The sequence below is a fragment of the Janibacter hoylei PVAS-1 genome (assembly GCF_000297495.1).
In the GTDB taxonomy this organism is placed as follows: domain Bacteria; phylum Actinomycetota; class Actinomycetes; order Actinomycetales; family Dermatophilaceae; genus Janibacter; species Janibacter hoylei.
Window position 1 is genome coordinate 31,789 of the sequence record NZ_ALWX01000068.1, and the last position, 23,112, is coordinate 54,900.

19 protein-coding genes and 2 pseudogenes are annotated in these 23,112 nt (G+C 73.3%); 11 read left to right on the forward strand and 10 right to left on the reverse strand.

Translation table 11 applies throughout. The features are described from left to right. Positions 1 to 9: 9 nt before the first annotated feature. The 7 genes from B277_RS18035 to B277_RS13305 are packed head-to-tail and all read left to right on the forward strand — an operon-like array spanning position 10 to position 7,846. The gene (locus B277_RS18035) at positions 10 to 459 is read left to right on the forward strand and encodes a hypothetical protein (protein ID WP_051988063.1); all 450 of its coding nucleotides are present in this window, start codon (positions 10 to 12) and stop codon (positions 457 to 459) included. Beyond that, complete coding sequence (locus B277_RS13280) at positions 362 to 1,243, forward strand: glycosyltransferase family protein (protein ID WP_051988065.1); 882 nt, start codon at positions 362 to 364, stop codon at positions 1,241 to 1,243. Before B277_RS18035 ends, B277_RS13280 begins: the two co-directional genes overlap by 98 nt. Then, positions 1,243 to 2,511: a glycosyltransferase family 4 protein gene (locus B277_RS13285; protein ID WP_007929077.1), complete on the forward strand. Its 1,269-nt coding sequence runs from the start codon at positions 1,243 to 1,245 to the stop codon at positions 2,509 to 2,511. Before B277_RS13280 ends, B277_RS13285 begins: the two co-directional genes overlap by 1 nt. Next, entirely contained in the window at positions 2,508 to 3,710 is a 1,203-nt protein-coding gene (locus B277_RS13290; RefSeq protein ID WP_040881604.1) for a glycosyltransferase family 4 protein, read from the forward strand. Before B277_RS13285 ends, B277_RS13290 begins: the two co-directional genes overlap by 4 nt. Continuing rightward, positions 3,707 to 5,566, forward strand: coding sequence for an ABC transporter ATP-binding protein (locus tag B277_RS13295; protein ID WP_238148146.1), 1,860 nt, complete (start codon positions 3,707 to 3,709; stop codon positions 5,564 to 5,566). Before B277_RS13290 ends, B277_RS13295 begins: the two co-directional genes overlap by 4 nt. Next, the gene (locus tag B277_RS13300) at positions 5,550 to 6,773 is read left to right on the forward strand and encodes a phosphotransferase (protein WP_157986920.1); all 1,224 of its coding nucleotides are present in this window, start codon (positions 5,550 to 5,552) and stop codon (positions 6,771 to 6,773) included. Before B277_RS13295 ends, B277_RS13300 begins: the two co-directional genes overlap by 17 nt. Continuing rightward, positions 6,770 to 7,846 carry a phosphotransferase family protein gene (locus tag B277_RS13305; RefSeq protein ID WP_007929082.1) on the forward strand — a complete coding sequence of 359 codons (1,077 nt, stop codon included), beginning with the start codon at positions 6,770 to 6,772 and terminating at the stop codon, positions 7,844 to 7,846. The genes B277_RS13300 and B277_RS13305 overlap by 4 nt, the downstream gene beginning before the upstream one ends. Here B277_RS13305 and B277_RS13310 read toward each other — a convergent pair. From B277_RS13310 to lipB, 5 genes and pseudogenes are all read right to left on the reverse strand, one after another. Next, positions 7,831 to 9,108, reverse strand: coding sequence for a M18 family aminopeptidase (locus tag B277_RS13310; protein ID WP_007929083.1), 1,278 nt, complete (start codon positions 9,106 to 9,108; stop codon positions 7,831 to 7,833). The two genes, B277_RS13305 and B277_RS13310, sit on opposite strands and share 16 nt — an antisense overlap. A 57-nt stretch (positions 9,109 to 9,165) precedes the next feature. Next, on the reverse strand, positions 9,166 to 9,366 hold the full coding sequence (locus B277_RS20370) for a DUF4191 family protein (protein WP_420795273.1): 201 nt from the start codon (positions 9,364 to 9,366) through the stop codon (positions 9,166 to 9,168). A 79-nt stretch (positions 9,367 to 9,445) separates the two neighbouring features. Further along, a pseudogene (locus tag B277_RS13315) lies at positions 9,446 to 9,889 on the reverse strand (DUF4191 family protein); the annotation flags it as partial. A gap of 36 nt (positions 9,890 to 9,925) precedes the next feature. Continuing rightward, positions 9,926 to 10,982, reverse strand: a pseudogene (lipA, locus tag B277_RS13320) (lipoyl synthase). Between the two features lie 53 nt (positions 10,983 to 11,035). After that, positions 11,036 to 11,716 carry a lipoyl(octanoyl) transferase LipB gene (gene lipB, locus B277_RS13325; RefSeq protein ID WP_007929087.1) on the reverse strand — a complete coding sequence of 227 codons (681 nt, stop codon included), beginning with the start codon at positions 11,714 to 11,716 and terminating at the stop codon, positions 11,036 to 11,038. A gap of 72 nt (positions 11,717 to 11,788) precedes the next feature. Here lipB and B277_RS16195 point away from each other — a divergent pair, with 72 nt between their 5' ends. Next, complete coding sequence (locus tag B277_RS16195; RefSeq protein ID WP_007929089.1) at positions 11,789 to 13,453, forward strand: serine/threonine-protein kinase; 1,665 nt, start codon at positions 11,789 to 11,791, stop codon at positions 13,451 to 13,453. Between the two features lie 24 nt (positions 13,454 to 13,477). On the opposite strand, the gene B277_RS13335 is transcribed toward B277_RS16195, so the two are convergent. The 4 genes from B277_RS13335 to B277_RS13350 all read right to left on the reverse strand — a co-directional run bounded on the left by B277_RS13335 (position 13,478) and on the right by B277_RS13350 (position 19,539). Further along, a complete protein-coding gene (locus B277_RS13335; protein WP_007929091.1) occupies positions 13,478 to 14,377 on the reverse strand; it encodes a TIGR01777 family oxidoreductase in 900 nt (299 codons plus the stop codon). 1 nt (position 14,378) lies between these two features. Next, on the reverse strand, positions 14,379 to 16,229 hold the full coding sequence (sucB, locus tag B277_RS13340; RefSeq protein ID WP_007929093.1) for a 2-oxoglutarate dehydrogenase, E2 component, dihydrolipoamide succinyltransferase: 1,851 nt from the start codon (positions 16,227 to 16,229) through the stop codon (positions 14,379 to 14,381). Positions 16,230 to 16,359: 130 nt separating this feature from the next. Further along, on the reverse strand, positions 16,360 to 17,748 hold the full coding sequence (gene lpdA, locus B277_RS13345; RefSeq protein ID WP_007929095.1) for a dihydrolipoyl dehydrogenase: 1,389 nt from the start codon (positions 17,746 to 17,748) through the stop codon (positions 16,360 to 16,362). 303 nt (positions 17,749 to 18,051) lie between these two features. After that, the gene (locus B277_RS13350) at positions 18,052 to 19,539 is read right to left on the reverse strand and encodes a leucyl aminopeptidase (protein ID WP_007929096.1); all 1,488 of its coding nucleotides are present in this window, start codon (positions 19,537 to 19,539) and stop codon (positions 18,052 to 18,054) included. An 82-nt stretch (positions 19,540 to 19,621) separates the two neighbouring features. Between B277_RS13350 and gcvT the strand changes: the two genes are divergently transcribed. Together gcvT and B277_RS13360 are read left to right on the forward strand one after the other, a co-directional pair. Continuing rightward, positions 19,622 to 20,731, forward strand: coding sequence for a glycine cleavage system aminomethyltransferase GcvT (gene gcvT, locus B277_RS13355; protein WP_007929098.1), 1,110 nt, complete (start codon positions 19,622 to 19,624; stop codon positions 20,729 to 20,731). A 74-nt stretch (positions 20,732 to 20,805) separates the two neighbouring features. After that, the gene (locus B277_RS13360; protein WP_007929101.1) at positions 20,806 to 21,012 is read left to right on the forward strand and encodes a hypothetical protein; all 207 of its coding nucleotides are present in this window, start codon (positions 20,806 to 20,808) and stop codon (positions 21,010 to 21,012) included. A 77-nt stretch (positions 21,013 to 21,089) separates the two neighbouring features. On the opposite strand, the gene B277_RS13365 is transcribed toward B277_RS13360, so the two are convergent. Next, on the reverse strand, positions 21,090 to 21,668 hold the full coding sequence (locus tag B277_RS13365) for a DUF3043 domain-containing protein (protein WP_007929103.1): 579 nt from the start codon (positions 21,666 to 21,668) through the stop codon (positions 21,090 to 21,092). A 65-nt stretch (positions 21,669 to 21,733) separates the two neighbouring features. Between B277_RS13365 and B277_RS13370 the strand changes: the two genes are divergently transcribed. Further along, positions 21,734 to 23,101, forward strand: coding sequence for a dipeptidase (locus B277_RS13370; protein ID WP_040881610.1), 1,368 nt, complete (start codon positions 21,734 to 21,736; stop codon positions 23,099 to 23,101). The last annotated feature ends 11 nt before the right edge of the window (positions 23,102 to 23,112 follow it).

The following is a 23,112-nucleotide window of genomic DNA, read 5'->3' on the forward strand; positions in this document are numbered from 1 at the left end:
GTGGTGCCCGTGACCACGACACCACGGCGCCGCATCGCCTTCTACTCCCACGACACCCAGGGGCTAGGCCACATCCGCCGCAACCTCGCCCTCGCCGGGGCGATCGTCGCGGCCGACCCGCGCACCGACGTCCTCGTGCTCACCGGCGCACCGCAGGCGACCTCGCTGCCGCTGCCGCCCCACACCGAGGTCATCACCGTGCCGACGGTGGCCAAGGACAGCGACGGGGGATACGCCGCCGCCACCTTCGCCATGGACCTCGACGCGCTGCTCACCCTGCGCTCCAACGTCATCACCACGGCACTCACGAGCTTCGCCCCCGATGTCGTCGTCGTGGACAAGGTCGCCCGCGGTCTCGACGGTGAGCTCGAGCAGGCGCTCGAGGCGCTGCACGCCGTCCGAGGGCACACCACCGGCGCCCGCCCCCCGCGTCGTCCTCGGCCTGCGCGACATCCTTGACGACCCGCTGACCGCGGCCCGCGAGTGGCGCTCGTCCCGCACGACGCAGGCGATCCGCGACCACTACGACGAGGTCTGGGTCTACGGCGACAGTGACGTCGTCGACGTCGTCGCCGACTACGAGCTGCCGCCCACCGTCGCCCGCCGGGTCCGCTACACCGGCTACCTCGTTGACGGGCGGTCCGAGGGGCTCATCCCGCCCCGCGACGAACCACCCGCCGGCCCCGTGCCGCGCCCCTACGTCCTGTGCATGGTCGGCGGCGGGCAGGACGGCTACGACACCGCCCTCGCCTTCGCCCACGCGACCTACCCGACCGGTCGGACCGGCGTCATCATCACCGGCCCGTACATGCAGCCCTCCCTGCGCCTGCGGCTGCAGGAGATCGCCGACGGCTGTGACGACCTCGTCGTGCGCGAGTTCGTCACCGACGCCGTCGAGCTCGTCGCCGGCGCCGACGCGGTCGTCTCCATGGGCGGCTACAACACTGTGTGCGAGGTGCTCACGGGCAACGTGCCCGCGCTCATCGTCCCGAGGGTGCGCCCCCGCCAGGAGCAGCTCGTGCGCGCCGACCGGCTGAGCGGTCTCGGCCTCGTCGACGCGCTGCACCCCGAACTCGTCACGCCGCACGCGCTCGCCGGCTGGCTCGAGCAGGCGACGGGGGCCCCCTTCGTCCGGGACCGGCAGACCATCGCGCTCGGCGGGCTGCGCCGGGTGCCCCACCTGCTCACCCGGCTCCACCGCACCGCCGCGACCCACGCCGCCGACCTCGAGGAGGCCAGCTGATGTCCACGCCCACCCCGCGCGTCGGGTACGTGCTGAAGATGTACCCGCGCTTCTCCGAGACCTTCATCGTCCACGAGATCCTCCAGCAGGAGGCCCTCGGCACCCACGTCGAGATCTTCTCGCTGCGGCTGCCGATCGACGGGCGCTTCCACGAGCTGCTCGCCCGGGTGCAGGCGCCCGTCACCTACCTCTCCCGCGAGCACAAGGCCAGCCTCTTCTGGTCCGGGCTGCGGGCCGCAGCAGCCGAGGTGCCGCAGGTCGCCGACCACCTCGACGAGCTGCTCGCCGCACCCGAGGACGTCGCCCTGGCCGCCGTCGAGCTTGCCGGCGCGGTGCGCCGCTCGGGGCTGGAGCACCTGCACGCGCACTTCGGCTCGATCGCCGCCGACGTCGCCCGGATCGCCGCGCGCCTCACGGGCATCACGTGGTCCTTCACGGCGCACGCCAAGGACATCTTCCACGAGGAGGTCGTGCCCGCCGAGCTGGCCACCAAGCTGCGCGAGGCGCACACGACCGTGACCGTGAGCGAGTACAACCGGCGCCACCTGCAGCGCGAGTTCGGCGCCGCCGCCGACCGGGTCACCCGGCTGTACAACAGCGTCGACCTGCAGGCCTTCCCCTTCGCGACGAAGGGGGAGACCGCCGGCCCCGACCGCATCGCCGCCGTCGGACGGCTCGTGGAGAAGAAGGGCTTCGGTGACCTGCTCACCGCCGTCGCCGAGCTCGTCGGCGCCGGCAGGGACGTGCACGTCGACCTCGTCGGCACCGGCCCCCTCGAGGCGACGCTGCGCGAGCGCATCGGCGAGCTCGGGCTGGGCGACGTCGTGACGATGCACGGCGCGCTCCCGCAGTCCCGGGTCCGTGAGATCGTCGCTGCCGCGGACGTCTTCGCCGCCCCGTGCGTCGTCGGCGCCGACGGCAACCGTGACGGCCTGCCCACCGTGCTCCTCGAGGCCCTGGCGCTCGGCACGCCGTGCGTCTCGACCCCCGTCACCGGCATCCCCGAGATCGTGCGCCACGAGGAGACCGGGCTGCTCGCCCCCGAGAGCGACCCCGCGGCGCTCGGGCAGGCCATCGCCCGCGTCCTCGACGACCCCGAGACCGCGGCCGGGTGGGCTCGGGCCGCGCGCCGCCTGCTCGAGGCGGACTTCGACTTCCGCGACCACGCCCGGGAGCTGCAGGGGATCTTCGCCGCCGCCATCGCCTCCCAGGACGACCGCATTTACCTAGGGAAATGCGCATCCGAGGGCGGGAGCGCGGTCGCATGAGGCGCGTCGCCTACGTGTGCGCCGACCCCGGCGTCCCCGTCTTCGGGCACAAGGGAGCCTCCGTCCACGTGCAGGCCGTCGTGCGCGAGCTCCTCCGCCGCGGCGGCGAGGTGCACCTCATCGCCGCCCGCGTCGGGGGCGACCTGCCCCGCGGCCTCGATGGTGTCGTCCTGCACGAGCTGCCCCGCACCACCGGGGAGCCTGGCGCCGAGCGTGAGGCGTCGGCGCGGCGGTCCGCGTACGCGGCGGCCGACCTGCTCGAGCAGCTGCACCGGGAGGACCCGCTCGATCTCGTCTACGAGCGCTACTCGCTGTGGTCGCCGGCGGCCATGGCCTGGGCCCGGCAGCGGGCCGTCGCCAGCGTGCTCGAGGTCAACGCGCCGCTCGTCGACGAGCAGGCCGAGCACCGGGTGCTCGCCGACCGCGATGGCGCCGTAGGCATCGCGACGGCCGCCTTCGACGCCGCAGGGTCGGTCGTCACCGTCTCCGCGCCCGTCGCCCGCTGGGTCACCGAGCGCACCGACAACACCGCCGTGCACGTCGTGCCCAACGGCGTGGACACGCGCTTCATCCGACCTGCAGCCCACAGCGGGCGAAGGGGGGAGCAGCCCCCCTTCGTCATCGGCTTCGTCGGCACGCTCAAGCCCTGGCACGGGGTGGAGGTGCTCGTCGAGGCCTTCGCCCGGGTGGCGCGTACCGACCCGCACGCACGCCTGCGGCTCGTCGGCGACGGCCCGCGGCGCACGGGGCTGGCCGAGTTGGCTCGCGAGCTGGGCGTCGTCGACCGCGTCGACCTCGTCGGCGCGGTGGCCCCCGAGGACATGCCCGCCGAGCTCGCCGCGATGGACATCGCCGTGGCGCCCTACCCGCGGCTGCCCGACTTCTACTTCTCGCCGCTCAAGCTCTACGAGTACCTCGCCGCCGGGCTCCCCGTCGTCGCCAGCGACATCGGTCCTTGCCCCGGCATCCTCGACGACGGTGGCCTCGGCGTCCTCGTGCGGCCCGGTGACCCGGCCGAGCTGGCCGCCGCTCTCGCCGGCCTGCGCCGGGACCCGACGATGCGCGCCGAGCTCGGCCGGGCCGGGCGCCGGGCCGCGGAGGACCGGCACGACTGGAGCCTGGTCGTCGCGCGCATCCTCGACACGGTCCCCGCCCCGCGCACCTCGCTCGCCGACGACCTGTGGGGGCAGACCGCGTGAGCGACTCACCCCTGCGCAAGGTGCGCCGGCCCGAGGGTCTGCGCGAGGCGCTGCCCGGGCTGCGGCGTCTCGTGCCGCACGTGCGACCGCACCTGCGCCGGCAGCGGACCCTCATCGCCGGCGGCGGCGCCGCGATGGCACTCGAGGTCGTCATGCGCCTGCTCGAGCCGTGGCCGCTGAAGTTCGTCATCGACGGCGTCATCGGCCACCTCGGCGCCGACCTGCACCAGGGCCAGCCCGACGACCTGCAGCAGGTCCTCGTGCTCGCCTGCCTCGGCCTGCTCGTCGTCGTCCTGCTCCGGGCCGCAGCCAGCTACGGCATGACCGTCTGCTTCGCGCTCGCGGGCAACCGGCTGCTCACGGCCGTGCGCGCCGATGCCTTCGCGCACCTGCAGCGCCTGTCGCTGTCCTTCCACGACCGGGCCCGCACGGGTGACCTCGTCCAGCGCATCACGAGCGACGTCGGCCGGCTCAAGGAGGTGGCCGTGACCGCCGCGCTCCCGCTCGCCGGCAACGTCCTCACCCTCGTCGCGATGCTCGTCGTCGTCTTCGTGCTCGACTGGCAGCTCGCGCTGTGCATGCTCGTCGTCTTCCCCGTCTTCGTCCTCACCGGACGCAGCGCCACCCGCCGCATCCACACCGTCTCGCGCAAGCAGCGCAAGGCCGAGGGCCACCTCGCGACCCTCGCCACCGAGACCCTCGGGTCGATGAAGGTCGTGCAGGCCTACACGCTCGAGAGCGAGATGCAGAGCCGCTTCGCGTCGGACAACGTCAAGACGCTCAAGGACGGGGTCAAGGCGAAGAAGCTCTCCGCCGGGCTCGAGCGGTCCACCGACGTGCTCGTCGGCCTGGCGACGGCCCTCGTCCTCTACGTCGGGGCCCAGCGCGTGCTCGCCGGCGCGCTCACTCCCGGTGAGCTCGTCGTCTTCATCACCTATCTCAAGGCGGCCTTCAAGCCGATGCGCGATCTCGCGAAGTACACCGGGCGCATCGCCCAGGCCGCGGCCTCCGCAGAGCGCGTCGTCGACCTGCTCGACACCGAGCCCACCGTGCGCGACGCCTCGTGGGCCACACCCGGCCGGCGGGTCGCCGGCCACGTCGAGCTCGAGGACGTCTGGCTCTCGTACGTGCCGGGTCACCCGGTGCTGCGTGGCGTGAGCCTGCGGATCCACCCGGGGGAGCGGGTCGCCGTCGTCGGCCCCTCCGGCGCGGGCAAGTCCTCGCTCGCCGGGCTGCTGCTGCGCATGCACGACCCGGACTCCGGGACGGTGCGCCTCGACGGGTGGGACCTGCAGGACCTCACGGTCCACGGCGTGCGCAGCCAGGTCGCGGTGGTGCTCCAGGAGAGCCTGCTCTTCGCCACGACGATCCGCGACAACATCGCGATGGGCGCTCCCGAGGGGGCGGCCGAGGTCACCGAGGAGCGGGTCGTCGCCGCCGCTCGTGCCGCCGGTGCCCACGACTTCATCACTGCCCTGCCACAGGGCTACGACACGGTCGTCTCCGAGCGGGGGAGCACGCTCTCGGGAGGGCAGCGGCAACGCATCGCGATCGCTCGGGCGGTCGTCCGCGACGCGCCCGTCGTCATCCTCGACGAGGCGACAGTCGGCCTCGACGGCGAGACCGAGGTCGAGGTCACCGCGGCGCTCGACCGGCTGACGGCCGGTCGCACGACGATCGTCATCACCCACGACCTCGACGCGGCCCGGTCCGCCGACCGCATCGTCTGGGTCGACGCCGGTCGCGTCACCGACGTCGGCCGCCCCGACGAGGTGCTGGCCCGTCATGCCGGCGAGCTCGACGACGCCCTCCGGCCACGCCACGAAGGGGGTGTCGCCAGTGCTGTCGGCAGCTGAGGCCCACGAGCGGTTGGTCGTCGCCGACCTCGGCCTGCCGGGTCTGCCCGGGCTGCTCGAGCCCGCCGTGCTCGCTGAGCAGCTGGGCGGCCCGACGACGAGGTCGTACCTGCGCTACAAGCCCGGTACGAGCGCCGTCGCCCTGCTCGACGTCGCCGGCCGGCCCGTGATCGCGCACGCCTGGGGCAACGCCGCGCCCGACAAACGGGGCAAGGCCCTGCGCCACGTGACTCCGGGCGAGGTGCTGCTCGATGCCCCCGAGGTGGGGCTGCTCGTCGTCGACGCACGCACCGATCGCCGCCTGCCCGCGCTCCGTCGCCTCGTCCGCACGGGTGACCTCGCCGACTGGCTCTCCGGGGCCGGGCATCCGGTCGCCACCGACGCGAGCCCGCAGACCCTGGCCCACAAGCCGGCCCGGCGATGGGTCGGTCGGCTGCCGCGAGCCGAGGGAGCGGGCCACGTGGTGCTGCGCGCGTACGCCCGCCGCGGGTACGACGACGCGCTCGCCGCCCACGCACGCGTCCGGCCGGACCATGCGCCCTCCCTGCGACTGCCGCGCGTGCTCGCCACCCACCGGCGCGGCCTCATCGCCCTCGAGCACCTGCCCGGTCGCACCCTTGACAGCGACGTCTCCGTCGCGGCCGTACGGCGCCTGGGAGCCTGCCTCGGCGAGCTGCACGCCACCGGACGTGCCGACGTCGCCCCGGAGCGGGCCATGGACGGCCCCGGTGTCGACGCCCTCGCGCCGGTGCTCGGCGCGCACGTCGACCTCGTACACCACGTGGCCGAGGTGGCGCGGGGCTCCCTTCGTACCGGGCCGGGAGCCCTGCTGCACGGCGACCTCTCGCTCGACCAGGTCGTCGCGGACGGCCACGACCTCGGGCTCATCGACCTCGACCGGGTCCGTCTCGGCAACCCGCTCGACGACGTGGCGAGCCTGCTCGCGGCCGCTGCCCTGACCCGGCTCGCCACGCCCGGCGCCGAGGGCGCTGCCGGACTCGTGGCCCGCCTCCGCGAGCCCCTGCTCGCCGGCCACGCCAGCACCTGGTCGGGGCCGGCCACCGACGACCTGGGCCCACGCACCGCACTCGCCCTGCTGTCGAGGGCAGCGGAGCCCTTCAGGTCCGGCCACCCCCGCTGGCCCGACCTGACGGCCGATCTCATCGCGCTCGCTGCGGAGCAGGCCGGTCTGCAGGTGGCGGCATGACCCCCTTCGACGAGGTCCGGCGCACGGTGACCGGCCACGGTCTCGAGCTCGTCCGGGCTCACCCGCGCCGTGATCGCCTGCACCTCGACCTACGGGGCCCCGACCGGCAGCGGGTCATCGGTCAGTGGATCGACGATGCCACCGAGGCCACGCGGGTCGCCGACGCCACCCCCGGCCGCGTCGAGCGCCTCGGGTCCCGCCTGGTGCTCCAGCACGACGGGGCCGACCGGCGACTGCCTGCTCTGGCCGACCTCGTCGCAGGCGGGGCCGAGCTCGTCGTGCACCGCCCCGAGCGGCGCGCGGTCGTGCGGTACCAGCGCGGCGATGGGTACGTCTACACCAAGGTCGTGCGCCCAAGCCGCACCGCCGAGCTCGTCCGCCGGGTGCGCGCAGCCGCCGCCGTCCCCGGCCTCTCGGCCCCCGAGGTCACCCAGTGGGACGAGGCCGGCGGCACGATCGTGCTGACCACCCTGCCCGGGCAGACCCTGCACGACCTGCTGACAGGGGTTGTCCCTGCGGTCGTGGCCACGGAGGTGGGACGAGCTGTGCGCACCCTGCACTCGGCGGCGACCGCGCCGGACGGGACGACCACCCACGACCTCGCAGCCGAGGTGGACGCCACGCGTGCGCTGCTCGATCTCGCGCGCACGCATCGCGCCCTGCAGCCCCGAGAGGCGCTCGTGGTGGACCGGCGGATCGCCGCGGCCGCGGCCACGATCGCCGCCCTCGCCCGACCGGCTGCACCGTCGCTGCTGCACCGCGACCTCCACGACAAGCAGCTGCTCGTCGACGGCGCATCGATCGGGATGCTCGACGTCGACACCCTGGGTCTCGGGGACCCGGCCCTCGACCTCGGCAACCTCCTGGCCCACCTCGACCTGCGGGTGCGCCAGGGCTGGACGCAGCGGGAGACCGCGGCTGCGGTTGAGCAGGGGGTGCTCGACGGGTACGTGCCCGACGACCGGACCCGCGCCGCGACCGCCGGCTACCGCGCCCTCGCGGCGGCGCGGCTGGAGGCGCTCTACGCCTTCCGTCCGGGGGACCTGCCGGGCGGGGGTCAGCCCGCGAAGTAGGTGCGCGCCACGCGCGCCAGGTCGAGCAGGTCGCTCGTGCCGGCGAGCTCGCGCGCCGAGTGCATCGACAGGATCGGGATGCCGACGTCGACGGTGCGGATCCCCAGGCGGGTCGCGGTGATCGGGCCGATCGTCGACCCGCACGGCACGGTGTTGTTGGAGACGAAGTCCTGGCTGTGCACACCGGACGCCTCGCACCAGCCGCGCCAGGCCGCCGCGCCGACACCATCGCTCGCGTAGCGCTGGTTGGCGTTGAGCTTGAGGATCGGGCCGGACCCGAGCACGGGCCGCACGTGCGGGTCGTGCTTGCCGGGGTAGTTGGGGTGCACCGAGTGCCCGACGTCGCTCGAGATGCACCACGACGACGCGAGCGCCCGCAGCCGGTCGCCGCGGTCGGCGCCGAGGGAGATGCCGATGCGCTCGAGCACCTCCTCGAGGAAGGGGCCGCCCGCGCCGGTGCGCGAGGCCGAGCCGACCTCCTCGTGGTCGAAGACGGCGAGCATCGGGATGTGGTCGGCGCCCAGGTCGTCGCCGACCTCGGCCAGCGCCACCGTGCCCGCGTGCGCGCTCGCGAGGTCGTCGAGACGACCCGCGGCGAAGAAGACGTCGTCCCGGCCGAAGACGGCACCACGGGCGGAGTCGGCCGTCACGAGGTCGTATCCGCGCACCCGGGCCGCGTCGACACCGACGCGGTCGGCGAGCTCGGCGATCAGGTCCGCTGACTCGGCGGCACCCACGCCCCACACGGGCTGGGTGTGGACCTGTCGGTCGAGGGTGAGGCGCTCGTTGACCTCGCGGTCGAGGTGGATCGCCAGCTGGGGCAGCCGCAGCAGCGGGCCGGAGTCGGCGAGCACCTCGGTGCCGTCCTCGAGGACGAGTCGACCGGCCAGCCGCAGTTCACGGTCCAGCCAGGAGTTGACCAGCGGCCCGCCGTAGACCTCGACGCCGGCCTGCAGCCAGCCGAGGTGGCCGGTGGTCGGCTGGGGCTTGAGCTTGAAGCCGGGGGAGTCGCTGTGGGCGCCGAAGACGCGCACCGGGGTCGTCGGGCCGGCGCTCGTCGGCACGGCCCACGCGATGACCGCGCCCTCGCGCACGACGACGTAGCGACCCGGCTCCTGCGGCCAGGCGTCGCTCTCGTGGAGGGAGGTGAAGCCGGCGTCGAGCAGCCGGCGGGCCACCTCGGCGGCCGCGTGATAGCTCGAGGGGGAGGCGTCGACGAAGTCGGCGAGGTCCTCGGCGTGGGTGGTCGTGGCTGCGGGCACGGGTGCTCTCCCGGGGGGTCGGCGGTGGTGGCGCCGCGGGCCGGCGCCGCGGGTGGGTCAGCGGCCGCGCAGGGCGCTGCGGTTCATCCGGGCGCGCGACGGGTCAACCCCGGCGGGGACACCCTGACGGATCCCGGGGAGGGACTTCAGCCGCTTGTTGACGACCGACATCTCCTCCTTCGACAGCTCCGGGCGCAGCTTGGTGAGGGTCATGCGGATCTTGCGGGGGGCCAGCTCGCCCTCGCCGCTGCCGACGATGAAGGTGTGGACCGGGACGCCGGGGGGCGACGCGGGCGACCTTCTTGGTCTCCTTGGCGAAGAGCTTGTCGACGCGGTGCTTGGGGCCCTCGCCGAGCAGGACGATGCCCGGGCGGCCGAGGGCGCGGAAGACGACGGCGGCCGTGGCGATCTCGCTCGGCTTGGTGGCGTCGGCGGCGACCGGCTCCTGGTCGTAGTACCAGCCGCGGCGCAGCGCGGACAGGCCGCCGATGGAGGCACCGCGCTGGCCCTCCATCTGGGCGAAGGCGGCCCGCTCACCCCGTCGCGACAGCACGATCATCGCGGCGAGCGCGGCGAAGGGGAGCGCGACGAGCAGCGAGGCGATGACGTGCCCGAAGATCAGGCCGATGAGCGCACCGACCGCCAGCACGACGACGAAGCCGAGCAGCATCCACAGGCCGACCTGCGGGTCGAGCTGCTTGACCGTCCGGTAGACGGAGGCGATGCGCTTGAAGGGGTTCTCGCGCTTCGGCTTGGAGGGGGTGTCGCTCTTGCTGGCCATGGGGGGAGAGTCTAGTTCCTCGCGAAGGGGGTGGCGTCAGCCGTCGGTGCCGGTGGCCGGCTGGTCGAGGATCGCCTGGGCTCGGCTCTTGGCGACGAGCGTCGCCGCCTCCTGGCGGGCCGGCTCGTCGATGGCCGCCTCGAGGTGCGACAGGTGCTCCGGGACCGCGCGGCCCCACTTGCGCATCGCCGTCGCGTAGAGGCGACCGGCCCGGTAGCTCGAGCGCACGAGCGGCCCGGCCATGACGCCCTTGAAGCCGATCGCCTCGGCGAGCTCGCTCCAGTGGACGAACTCCTCGGGCTTGACCCACCGGTCGATCGGGTGGTGCAGCTTGGAGGGGCGCAGGTACTGGGTGATCGTGAGGATGTCGCAGCCCGCCTCGTGCAGGTCGCGGATCGCCTCCTCGATCTCGTGGTCCTCCTCACCCATCCCGAGGATGAGGTTGGACTTGGTGACCAGCTCGGCCTCGCGGGCCATGGAGAGCACCTTGAGGGACTTCTCGTAGGTGAAGGCCGGGCGGATCTTGCGGAAGATGCGCGGCACGGTCTCGAGGTTGTGGGCGAAGACCTCGGGGCGGGCGTCGAAGACCTGGCCGACGAGCTCGGGCTTGGCCCCGAAGTCGGGCGGGAGGATCTCGACACCGGTCGTGGGGTTGAGCTCGTGGATCGCGCGGATCGTCTCCGCGTAGAGCGCGGCGGCACCGTCGGGCTGGTCGTCGCGGGCGACGCCGGTGACGGTGGAGTAGCGCAGGCCCATCTCGCGGACGGACTCGGCGACGCGGCGCGGCTCGTCCATGTCGAGCGAGGTGGGGCGGGCCGGTCGCGATGTCGCAGAAGTCGCAGCGCCGGGTGCACACGTCACCGCCGATGAGGAAGGTCGCCTCGCGGTCCTCCCAGCACTCGAAGATGTTGGGGCAGCCCGCCTCCTGGCAGACCGTGTGCAGGCCAGCGCCACTGACGCGGCCACGCATCTGGTTGTACTCGGGGCCCATCTTGGCGGTGGTCCGGATCCACTCCGGCTTGCGCTCGATGGGGGTCTCGGCGTTGCGCGCCTCGACGCGCAGCAGACGACGTCCTTCGGGTGCGACGGTCACGCAGCTCTCCTGGCAGTGTCGGTGGTCCGGAGGGTGTCCGGAGTCACTCCAGACTACGCCTCGGCGGGGACGGCTCCTGCAGCCCCCTTCGTCAGCGGCAGGTCCTGCGTCATGACCTCGAGCAGGTGTGCCTTGGCCGAAGGGAGGATGTCGGCGACGGTGATGTCACGACCGGTCTCGAGGGCGAGGGTCGAGACGTCGGCATCGGGGATCCCGCACGGGACGATCGTCTGCGTCCACGACAGGTCGCAGTCGACGTTGAGGCTGAAGCCGTGCATCGCCACGTCGCGGGAGACGCGGATGCCGATCTGGCCGAGCTTGCGGTCGCGGGTCTCGTCGGTGCCGGGGACCCAGATGCCCGAGCGGCCCGGGACGCGGGTGGCGGTGACGCCGACGTCGGCGGCCACGCGGATCATCATCTCCTCGAGCCGGCGCACGTGGGCGATGACGTCGCGGCGACCCGGGAGGTGCGCGATGGGGTAGCCGACGAGCTGGCCGGGGCCGTGCCAGGTGATCTTGCCGCCCCGGTCGACGTCGATGACGGGGGTGCCGTCCATCGGTCGCTCGTGGGGCTCGGTGCGCTTGCCGGCGGTGTAGACGGCGGTGTGCTCGAGCAGCAGGGTCGTGTCCTCGAGCTCACCGGCGACGACCGCGGCGTGCACCTGCTTCTGGTGCTCCCAGGCGGTCAGGTAGTCGACGGTGTCGGGGGCGAAGCCCAGCTCCTCGAAACGCATCCGGCCAGCCTACGCCGCGCCCCCTGTGGAGAACTCCGCGGACGGATCGGCGATCTGCGCCATGGTGACGGCATGGACGAGATCCCGCCGCAGGTGCCCGGCTACCGGCTGACCCGGGTGATCGGGGTCGGCTCGAGCGCCACCGTGTGGCGAGGGCGTCGGGTCGACGACGACGAGCTCGTCGCGGTCAAGGTGCTGGCTGCGGGCAGCGAGGACGAGGTGGTGCGGGAGTACGCGCTGCTGCAGCAGACCGCCGCCGAGCACGTGGTCGCCCTGCACGAGACCGTCGACGTCGAGACCGAGCACGGCCCGAGCACCGCCCTCGTCCTCGAGTACCTCGCCGGCGGCAGCCTCGGTCGGGTCGTCGCCGAGCGCGGTCACCTCACCGTCGGCGAGACGGTCACGGTCATCGCGCCGGTCGCGCAGGCCCTCGCCGGCCTGCACGACCTCGGTGTCGTCCACGGGGACCTCAGCCCGGGCAACGTGCTGCTCGACTCGACGGGTCGCCCGGCCATCGGTGACCTCGGCTGCTCCCGGCTCACCGGCGAGGCGCCCGGCGACGTGCACGGCACCGACGGTCACGTCGCCCCGGAGGTGCTCGAAGGGAGCGACCCCACCCGGGCGAGCGATGTCCACGCCCTCGGGGCGCTCGCCTGGCTGTGCCTCGTCGGGGAGCCGCCGGGGCACATCGCCGAGCGGGCCGAGCTGGGTGACCTCGTGCCGGACGCCCCGGAGCTCGTCGCGGTCGTGGAGTCGTGCCTGTCGACCGACCCTGATGCGCGGCCCGAGGCCGACGAGGTGGCCCGTGGCGTCTTCGACGCCGCGCCTGCCGAGCCGTTGCGGATGACGTCGACGGGCGACGTGGCGAGCAGCCTGACCCGTCGGCTGCGCGAGTCGGCGGCCGACGACGAGGTGCACGTACCGCAGTGGCAGGAGGAGCTCGTCGCCGCGCCGGAGGCACCACCGAGCCGCCGGTGGTGGCAGCGACGGGAGCGGGAGGGTCAGGAGGACGAGCGACCCCGGTCCACGGGAGGGCGCCACGCCGCGCCCCGTCGTCGGCGGGACGAGCCGATCGACCTGACCCGGGACGTGGAGCCCACGACCGAAGGGAGTGAACCCCGGGCCATCGCCCGGCTTGCCGCGGGTGCGGGCGCCGGCTCGCGCCGCCCGGCCGTCGTCGTGGCCTGCGGGTTGGCGCTCGCCCTCGTCGTGCTCGTGCCGTGGCGTCAGCTCGCCACTGCCGAAGGGGGGAGCGGGCCGGGCCACCCGGCCAACGCCGTGAGCACCCGGTCGCAGCCGTCGGAGACTCCCGGTGGGCCCCGCGCGGGTGTGCAGACCGACCGGGCGGCGACCCGCGAGTCGCCGGTGCTGCTCGCGCAGGAGCTGACCTCGCTGCGCCGGCAGGTGGTCGTCGAGCGTGACCGGGCTGCCGTCGAGCGGCTCGACGTGCCGGGCTCGCCTGCTCGGGAGGCGGACCTCGCCCTGCTGGACGAGCTGCAGCGGACGGGCGAGCGCTACCGCGGGGTGACGATGACGGTGCGATCGGCTCGGCTGCAGCGCACCTCGGGGGTCAGGGCCGTCCTGCGGGTCGTCGTCGACGAGTCCGCCTATGAGGTGGTCTCGGCCGAGGGGGAGCGCACGCCCCGCCCGGGGCGGCGTGGGCAGCGGGTCGACCTCGTGCTCGCCTGGCACGACGACGCGTGGCGGGTGCGAGATGTCCGGGCTGTGGCGGACTGAGGGGTCCGCGGCACCCAGCGGCGGTCAGAGCAGGTGGTCGAGGGCGTCGTCGAGGTGCGGGTGGGCGAAGTCGTGGCCGACCTCGAGGAGCCGCAGGGGAAGCACCCGGGCGGAGGCGAGGACCTCGTCGGCGAACTCGCCGAGCGCCACGCGCAGGGCAGGGCGGGGCGCGGGGAGGACGGCGGGGCGGTGGAGGTGGCGACCCAGCGCGCTCGCCAGATCGCGCTGGCGCTCTGGGTGCGGCGCGGTGGCATTGACCGCTCCGGTGACCGACGCGTCCTCGACCAGCCTCGTGTAGACGCCGACGACGTCGTCGAGGCTGATCCACGGCATCCACTGGCGCCCACTCGCGAGGGGGCCACCGAGACCGAGTCGGGCGAGCCGCAGCATCGGGCTGAGGGCGCCGCCGTGTGCTGCCAGGACGATACCGGTGCGCGCGTGGGCCACCGGGACGCCCGCCTGCACTGCCGGTGCGGCCGCGGCCTCCCAGTCGCGGACGACACCGGCGAGGTAGCCGCGGCCCGGGGCCGAGGTCTCCGTGAGGACCTCGTCGCCACGGTCGCCGTAGTACCCGACCGCAGAGGCCGTGACGAGCCGGGTCGGTCCGGCACCCTCGGCGACGCGGCGGGCCACGAGGTCCGTGCCGTGGACCCGTGAGGTGCGGATGAGCATCTTGTAGGTCGGGGTCCAGCGCCGATCACCCACGCCCGCACCCGCCAGGTGCACGACGGTGTCGACGTCCGAGAGGACCCCGGGGTCGAGCTCGCGGGTGGCCGGGTCCCACGGACGCTCGTGGTCTCCCTTCGGCTCGTGACGCACGAGCTGCACGACCTCGTGACCGTCCGCGCGCAGGGACGACGACAGCGCGCCGCCGATCAGTCCGGAGGCTCCGGTGATGGCGATGCGCTGTCGTCGTGTGCTCATGTCAGGCCTCGAAGCGACCTTCCTCGAGACGGGCCTTGACCGTCCCGAGGAAGCGGGCCGCGTCGGCGCCGTCGACCACGCGGTGGTCGTAGGTGAGCGCGAGGTACATCATCGACCGGATCGCCAGCGTCTCGCCGCCGTCGTCTGTCGTGATGACGACCGGGCGACGCACGATGGCGCCGGTGCCGAGCATCGCGACCTGCGGCTGGTTGAGGATCGGGGTGTCGAAGAGTGCACCCCGGCTGCCGGTGTTGGTGATGGTGAAGGTCCCACCCGACAGGTCGTCCGGCGTGATCTTGTTGTTGCGCGTGCGGTCGGCGACGTCCGCGATGGCCCGGGCGAGGCCGGCGACGTTGAGGTCACCGGCGTTCTTCACGACCGGCGTGAGCAGGCCGCGCTCGGTGTCGACCGCGATCGAGAGGTTTTCCTGACTGTGGTAGACGATCTCGTCGCCCTCGACGCTGGCGTTGACGCCCGGGTGCGCCTTCAGGGCCTCGGCCGTGGCCTGGGCGATGAAGGGCAGGAAGGAGAGCTTCGTGCCCTCGCGCTGGGCGAACTCGGCCTTCGCGGCGTCGCGCACGCGAGCCACCTTGGTCATGTCGACCTCGACGACCGTCGTCAGCTGGGCGGAGACCCGCAGCGACTCGACCATCCGCTCGGCGATGACCTTGCGCAGGCGGGTCATCTTCTCGCGGGTGCCGCGCTTGGACTGCGGGACGTTGGACTCCAGACCGGCCGGGACGCCCGCGGGGGCCGCAGCAGCGGGGGCGCCAGCCGGAGCGGCGGCCGGAGCAGCAGCCTCCTGCGGCTGGTTCTTCGCCTTGGCCGCCTGGAGGACGTCCTGCTTGCGGATGCGGCCACCGATGCCGGTGCCCGTCACCTGGGCGAGGTCGATGCCGTTGTCGGCAGCGAGCTTGCGCACGAGCGGGGTGACGTAGGCGGCGGCGTCACCACCGGAGGCGGCGGGCACCTCCTGCTTCGGCTCGGCCTTGGGCTCCTCGGCCTTCGGCTCCTCCTTGGGGGCTTCCTGCTTCGGCTCCTCCTTGGGGGCTTCCTGCTTCGGCTCCTCCTTGGGGGCCTCCTGCTTCGGCTCCTCCTTGGGCTCCTCGGCCTTCGGCTCCTCCTTGGGCTCCTCGGCCTTCGGCTCCTCCGTGGGCGCCTCCTGCTTCGGCTCTTCGGCCGGGGCGGACTCGGTCGAGCCGCCACCGGAGCCACCGACGATCGCGAGGTCGGCGCCGACCTCGACCGTCTCGTCCTCCTGGACGAGGATCTTGGTCAGGGTGCCCGCGACGGGGGAAGGGATCTCGGTGTCGACCTTGTCGGTCGAGACCTCGAGCAGCGGCTCGTCGACCTCGACGGTGTCGCCCTCGGCCTTGAGCCACCGCGAGACGGTGCCCTCGGTCACGGACTCGCCGAGAGCCGGCATCGCCACGGTCGTGCCGTCGCCGTCACCGGAGGAGGACTCGGCGGCCGGGGCCTCCTCGGCCTGCGGCTCCTCGGCGGGAGCCTCCTCGGCCTCGGCGGCGGGCTCGTCGGCCTGCGGCTCCTCGGCGGGGGTCTCCTCCGCAGGAGCCTCCTGCGCGTCGTCGCCGGAGTCGGAGGAGGCCGGTGCGTCACCGTCACCGATGACGGCGAGGTCGGCGCCGACCTCGACGGTCTCGTCCTCCTCGACGAGGATCTCCTGGATCGTGCCCGCGACGGGCGAAGGGATCTCAGTGTCGACCTTGTCGGTCGAGACCTCGAGCAGCGGCTCGTCGACCTCGACCGTGTCGCCAACATTCTTGAGCCATCGCGTCACGGTGCCCTCGGTCACGGACTCGCCCAGTGCCGGCATGGTCACCCGCTCAGACATGCGCCTCTGCTCCTTCTATCGAGATGGGATACGTCACAGACTCTCACGAGTCGGTGGGCTGGTGTCCACAGGGCCCACGCTCGCGCGTGGCACGGATCGGCGTCCGGCCGGGCCCGTCGGCCGAGCGGTCTCAGGCATGGGCGTGCAGCGGTCGGCCGGCGGCCAGCATGGCGGCCTCGCCGAAGGCCTCACCCTGGCTCGGGTGCGCGTGCACGAGCGGGGCGATGTCCTCGGGGTGCGCCTCCCACCCGACGGCCAGCTGGGCCTCGCTGATGAGCTCGCTCACGCCGAGACCGATCATGTGCACGCCGAGGACCGGGCCGTCCTTCTCGCGCACGAGGGTCACGGATCCGGTCGTCCCGCGGATGATGCTGCGGCCGTTGCCGCCCAAGGGATAGGTGGCCGTCTCGACGTCGCGGCCGGCCCCCTTCGCGGCGTCCGCCGACAGGCCCACGGAGGCGATCTCCGGGTCGCAGTAGGTGACCTTGGGGATCGTCACGTCGTCGACCGGTGCGGGGTCGAGCCCGGCGAGGTCCTCGGCGACGAAGATGCCGTGCGCAAATCCGCGGTGGGCCAGCTGCAGGCCGGGGACGAGGTCGCCGACGGCGCGCACGCCCTCGACATTGGTCCGCAGCCGCTCGTCCGTCGGGACGAAGCCGCGCTCGACGGCGACTCCGGCCTCCACGAGGCCGATGCCCTCGCTGCGGGGTCCGCGGCCGACGGCCACGAGCACGAGGTCGACCTCAAGTGCGTCGCCGCCCTCCAGGTGCACGACCGCGCGGTGCTCGTCGGCCTCGACGGATGCGACCCGGGTGGACGTCTTCGCGGTGATGCCGCGCTTCTTGAACTCGCGCGTCAGGTGCTTGGAGATCGACGGCTCCTCGGCCGCGACGATCCGGTCGAGGGCCTCGACGACCGTCACCTCGGCGCCGAAGCTGCGCAGCATGGACGCGAACTCCACGCCGATGACGCCACCGCCGAGGACCGCGACCCGCTGCGGGATCGTCTCGAGGTCCATCGCCTGGTCGCTCGTCATCACGCGCGGCCCGAGCTCGACGCCGGGGATGGTGCGTGCGTACGAACCGGTCGCCAGCACAACGGTCTTGGCGCTGACCGTCCGGACGCCCTCGGCGGTGTCGACCGAGACCGTGCCGGCGTCGACGAGGCGACCGCGTCCACGGACGACCTCGATGCCAGCCTGCCCGATGAGCCCCGTCAGGCCCTTGTGCAGCTGCCCGATGACCTTGTCCTTGCGGGCGTGCAGCGCTGCGGTGTCGACCCCGTCGAAGGTCGTGAGGATCCCGTGGGCCGCCCCCGCGCGGGCTCCGTCGGCGAGCTCCGCCGCGTGGAGGAGCGCCTTGGTCGGGATGCACCCGCGGTGCAGGCAGGTCCCGCCGATCTTGTCCTCCTCGACGAGCGCGACCTTCATCCCGAGCTGCGCGGCCCGCAGGGCGCAGGCGTAGCCGCCGCTGCCGGCTCCGAGGATGACGAGGTCGAAGGGGGTCGCGGGGTCTGCCACGAGATGCTCCTTTGCACGGGGGTGTGTCCGGGGTCACGGACCGGCCCCAGCGTAGGGCCTGAGCGCGCGAGCGTCGTTCGCTGGGCAGGGCTGCGGCCCGCGGGGCAGGGCTGGGGGTGGCCCTAAGGAAAAGTCCCGACCCCTGATGCAGGCACGGCACCGTGCGTGCCCAGAGTCGGGACTTTTCCATGAGTCGGGCCGACCCCCACCCTGCCGCCGCTGACGCTGCCGTGACTGCGCACTCGAAGAAGAAGCGCCCAGTCGACCGGGCGCTTCTTCTTCGAACCGTTCTCGGGGAGCGGGTCAGGCCAGGTTGGCGAGGTGCTCGAGGAGGGTGCCGACGGCGACGCCGGTGCCCCCCTTCGGCAGGTGGCCGGTGGCGCCGCCCTCGTTGAAGGAGGGGCCGGCGATGTCGAGGTGGGCCCACGGGATCTGCTCGCCGTCGGAGTCCTTGGCGAACTCCTGCAGGAAGAGGCCCGCGGTCAGGGCGCCGCCCCAGCGGTCGCCCTTGTGGGCGAGGTCCGCGACGGCGGAGTCGAGGCCCGAGCGCAGGTCGGTCGGCAGCGGCAGCGGCCAGCTCGGCTCGTCGGCGCGGTCGGCGGCCTCGGTGATCGCGGTGCGCAGCTCCTCGTCGTTGCCCATGACGCCGAAGATCTGCGGGCCGAGGGCCACGACGCACGCGCCGGTGAGGGTCGCGACGTCGAGGATCTGGTCCGGGTACGACTCGGCGGCCAGGGCCATGCCGTCGGCGAGGACCATGCGGCCCTCGGCGTCGGTGTCGATGATCTCGACGGTCGACCCGTTGCGCATCGTGACGACGTCGCCGGGGCGCTGCGCGTTGCCGCCCGGCATGTTTTCCGCGAGGCAGAGGTAGCCGGTCACGGCGACGTCCAGCTCGAGCTCGGCGGCGGCGACGACGGTCGCGGCCACGGCGGCGGCGCCGGCCATGTCGGACTTCATCGTCAGCATGCCCGCGGAGGGCTTGATGCACACGCCACCGGTGTCGAAGGTGATGCCCTTGCCGACGAGCGCCACGTGGGGGACCTTCTTGCTGCGGGGCGCGTAGGAGAGGACGACGATGCGCGGCGGGCGGCTGCTGCCCTGGCCGACGCCGACGATGCCGCCGAAGCCACCCTCGAGGAGGGCCGTGTCGTCGAGCACCTCGACCTTGAGCTTGCCCGACGACGCCTTGGCCGTCTGCTGGACCTGCTCGGCGAAGGACTGCGGGAAGAGCAGGTTGGGCGCGGTGTTGACGAGGTCGCGGGCCCAGGCGACGTTGCGCGAGATCGTCGCGGCGGTCTCGAGCACGGAGGCCGGGTCCTCCTTGCGGTCGAGCGTGGAAAAGACGGTGATCTCGCGGTCCTCGCCCTCGCCGGGGGCGGACTTGTGCGCGGTGAAGCGGTAGTCCCCGGAGAGGGCGCCCTCCGCGATGGCGGCCAGGTCGGCGTCGTCCTCGTGGGGGAGGGCGAGCGCGACCGATCCCTTGCCCGCGGCGCGCACCGCGGCACCGGCAGCCCGACGCAGTGCGTCGGTACCCCCTTCGCCCTCCTCGCCCAGCCCGACGAGCACGACCTTGTCGGCCTTGAGGCCCGGAACGGCGGGAAGGGTGGTCGTCGCCCCGACCTTGGTGCCGACCTCGAGGACCGGCAGGGCGGCGTCGAGGTGGGTCACGGTGGACTTCGGGAGGTCGACGCCGGCGGCGAGAGCCGGCTCGGCGCCGGTGACTCCGACGACGAGGGTCCGGCCGGACCACGCGGCGAGCGAACGGGAACCGAGGATCAGCGAGGGCACGAGACGGGCACCTTTCGGTGGGGGAGTGGTGGGTGTACCACTGGGAGGCTATCCCGGATGGCGAGACGGTAGCGTCTGGCGCATGACCGACAGTGACGTCCTGCGCACCTCCCCGATCCACGAGCGCCATGTGGCCCTCGCCGCGAAGATGGCCGACTTCGGCGGCTGGGAGATGCCCATCGAGTACCCGGGCGGCGGGGTCGTCGCCGAGCACACCGCAGTCCGCGAGCGCGTGGGCCTCTTCGACGTGAGCCACCTCGGCAAGGCGCGGGTCGCCGGCCCCGGCGCCGCCGAGCTGGTCAACGCCACGCTCACCAACGACCTCGGTCGGATCTCGGCCGGCAAGGCGCAGTACACGTTGTGCTGCAACGACTCCGGTGGCGTCGTCGACGACCTCATCGCCTACCTGCGCAGCGAGGACGACGTCTTCCTCATCCCCAACGCCGCCAACACCGCGACCGTCGTCCGGATGCTGCAGGAGGCCGCGCCCGAGGGCGTCGAGGTCACCGACCTGCACGAGGACTACGTCGTGCTCGCCGTGCAGGGCCCCCGCAGCGACGAGGTCCTCACCGCCATGGGCCTGCCCGTCGACCACGAGTACATGTCCTTCGACGAGGCGCAGTGGGAGGGGCACGACATCACGGTGTGCCGCACCGGCTACACCGGCGAGCGCGGCTACGAGCTCGTCGCGCCGGCCGCCGCCGGCACCCGGCTGTGGGACGCGATCGTCGAGGCGATGGCCCCGTACGACGGCCTGCCGTGCGGCCTGGGTGCCCGCGACACCCTGCGCACCGAGATGGGCTACCCGCTCCACGGCAACGACCTCTCGCCCGAGATCACCCCCGTCATGGCGCGCTCCGCGTGGGCGGTCGGCTGGGACAAGAAGACCTTCTGGGGCAAGGACGCGCTCGTCGCCCAGCGCGTCGCGAAGTCCTCGCGGCTGCTGCGCGGCCTGCTCGTCACGGGCCGCGGGATCCCGCGCAGCCACTGCGCCGTCAAGGTCGACGGGGCCGCGGTCGGGGAGGTCACCTCGGGCACCTTCAGCCCCACGCTCAAGCAGGGCATCGCGCTCGCGCTGCTCGATCGCTCGGTCGCCGACGGCGACGAGGTCGTCATCGACGTGCGCGGACGTGAGGTCGCGGCGACGGTGACCAAGCCGCCCTTCGTCGAGGTGCAGGTGAGGGAGGCATGAGCGAGGCCGGCGCCGAGCACGCGAGCGAGGGACGAGCGAGGCGCGCAGAGGGCGAAGCATCGCGAGGAGGAAACATGAGCGAGTCATACCGCTGGCGGTTCGAGGACGCGGCCGGGCAGCCGCTCCCGAGCGGCCACTCCGTCTCCTTCCCGACGCAGGCCGACGCCGAGGCATGGTTCGCGGAGTCCTGGGAGGACCTCGCGGGCGCCGGCGTCGTCCAGGTGACGCTCATGCACGAGGGTGTCGAGGTCTACGGCCCGATGCCGTTGTCTGCGGGCTGACCGCGTCAGCACCCACCGCCGCGAGCACGAACGGGGCCTGCCACCAGCTGGTGGCAGGCCCCCTTCGTGTGTCCGGGTCAGCGCGGGGCGTCGCCCCGCTCGACCATCGGCTTGGGCATGCGGGTGCGGCGGATCTGGAAGCAGCGCATGACGGTGTACATCGCCAGGCCACGCGTCGGGGTGTCCTCGCCGAAGCGGACGAGGATCTTCTTGCGAGTGCGGCGCCACAGCAGCACCGCGTCGACGATCGCGGCGATGATGAGCAGGTAGACACCGAGGAAGACGTAGGTGGCCCACTCGGCGGCGAAGAGGCTGAGGGCCAGCACGGCGAGCATGAGCGGCAGCAGCCACTCACCGAGGTTGAAGCGCGCGTCCACGCTGTCACGGACGAAGCGGCGCACCGGCCCCTTGTCGCGGGGCGGCAGGTGGCGCTCGTCGCCGGTCATCATCGCCTCGCGCATCTTCTGTGCGTTTTCGCGCCGGGCGGCGCGGTCGGCGGCCTTCGCGCTCTTGCGGTCGGCCTGCACGAGGGGTCGCTTGCGGGCCGCCTCCTGGTCGCGCCGCTTGGGCGTCGGGCGGTTCTTCGCACCCTCGCGCTGCGGGCGCTCCTGCACCGGGGAGGGGGTCTCGTCCTGCTGCTTCTTCCGTCCGAACACGAGGAGAACTCTAGGTGCACGCCGCCGGTGGGTCCGAGCGGGTCGTCCGCGATAGCGTCTGGCCCGTGACCGACACCACTCTCACTGCAGACCAGATCGAGGCCCTGCGCGCCCGTGTGCGCGAGCTCATGCCGCAGGTGCGCGCCGACCTCGAGGACCTCACCCGGATCCCGAGCGTCAGCCTCGACTCCTTCGACCAGGCCCACGTCCAGGCCTCCGCCGAGCGCACGGCCGAGCTGCTGCGCGCGGAGGGCCTCGACGTCGAGATCGTCAGCGAAGGGGGCCGCCCCGCCGTCATCGGCCACGTCGACGGCCCCGAGGGCGCGCCGACCGTCCTGCTCTACGCCCACCATGACGTTCAGCCGCCCGGCGACCTCGCCGACTGGGACTCCGACCCCTTCGAGCCGGTCGAGCGCGGCGGCCGCCTCTACGGTCGTGGCGCCGCCGACGACAAGGCTGGCGTCATGGCGCATGTCGCCGCGCTGCGGGCCCACGCGGGCAACCTGCCCGTCGGCGTGACGGTCTTCGTCGAGGGCGAGGAGGAGATCGCCAGCGAGTCGCTGCCGCGCATCCTCGAGCGCCACGGCGACAAGCTGACCTCCGACGCGATCGTCCTCGCCGACTCGCTCAACTGGGCCATCGGGACGCCCGCGCTCACGACGACCCTGCGCGGCTCCCTCCGTGCGGTCGTCACCGTCCGCACGCTCGACCACGGCGTGCACTCGGGCATGTTCGGCGGGGCCTGTCCCGACGCGATCACCGCGCTGTGCCGGCTCATGGCGACCCTCCACGACGACCAGGGCGATGTCGCGATCGAGGGGCTCGTCCACACCGACGCCCCCGAGATCGACTACGACGAGGCGCGCCTGCGCGAGGAGTCCGGGCTGCTCGACGCCACGGAGCTCATCGGCACCGGCTCGATCCCCTCGCGGCTGTGGACCAAGCCGGCCGCCGTCGTCATCGGCATCGACGCCCCCGCCGTCGACGAGGCCGGCAACGTCCTCGCCGCGAGCGCGCGGGCCAAGATCAACCTGCGGCTCAACCCGACGCAGGACCCGGCGCAGGCGTGGGAGGCGCTGCAGCGTCACCTGCAGGACTACGCGCCGTGGGGCGCGACCGTCGAGGTCGAGCTCGACGAGCAGGGCTGGGGCTTCGCCGCCGACGCGCAGGGGCCGGTCTACGACCAGGCCCGCGCGGCCTTCGCCGACGCCTGGGGCACCGACCCGGTCGACGTCGGCATCGGCGGCTCGATCCCCTTTGTCCAGGCCTTCGCCGAGAAGTTCCCGGACGCAGCGATCCTCGTCACCGGGGTCGAGGACCCCGACACCCGGGCGCACGGGGCCAACGAGTCGCTGCATCTGGGTGAGTTCGAGCGGGTGTGCACCGCCGAGGCGCTGTTGCTCGCGCGGCTCGGTGCCATGCCCAAGGGCTGACGAGGAGCCGA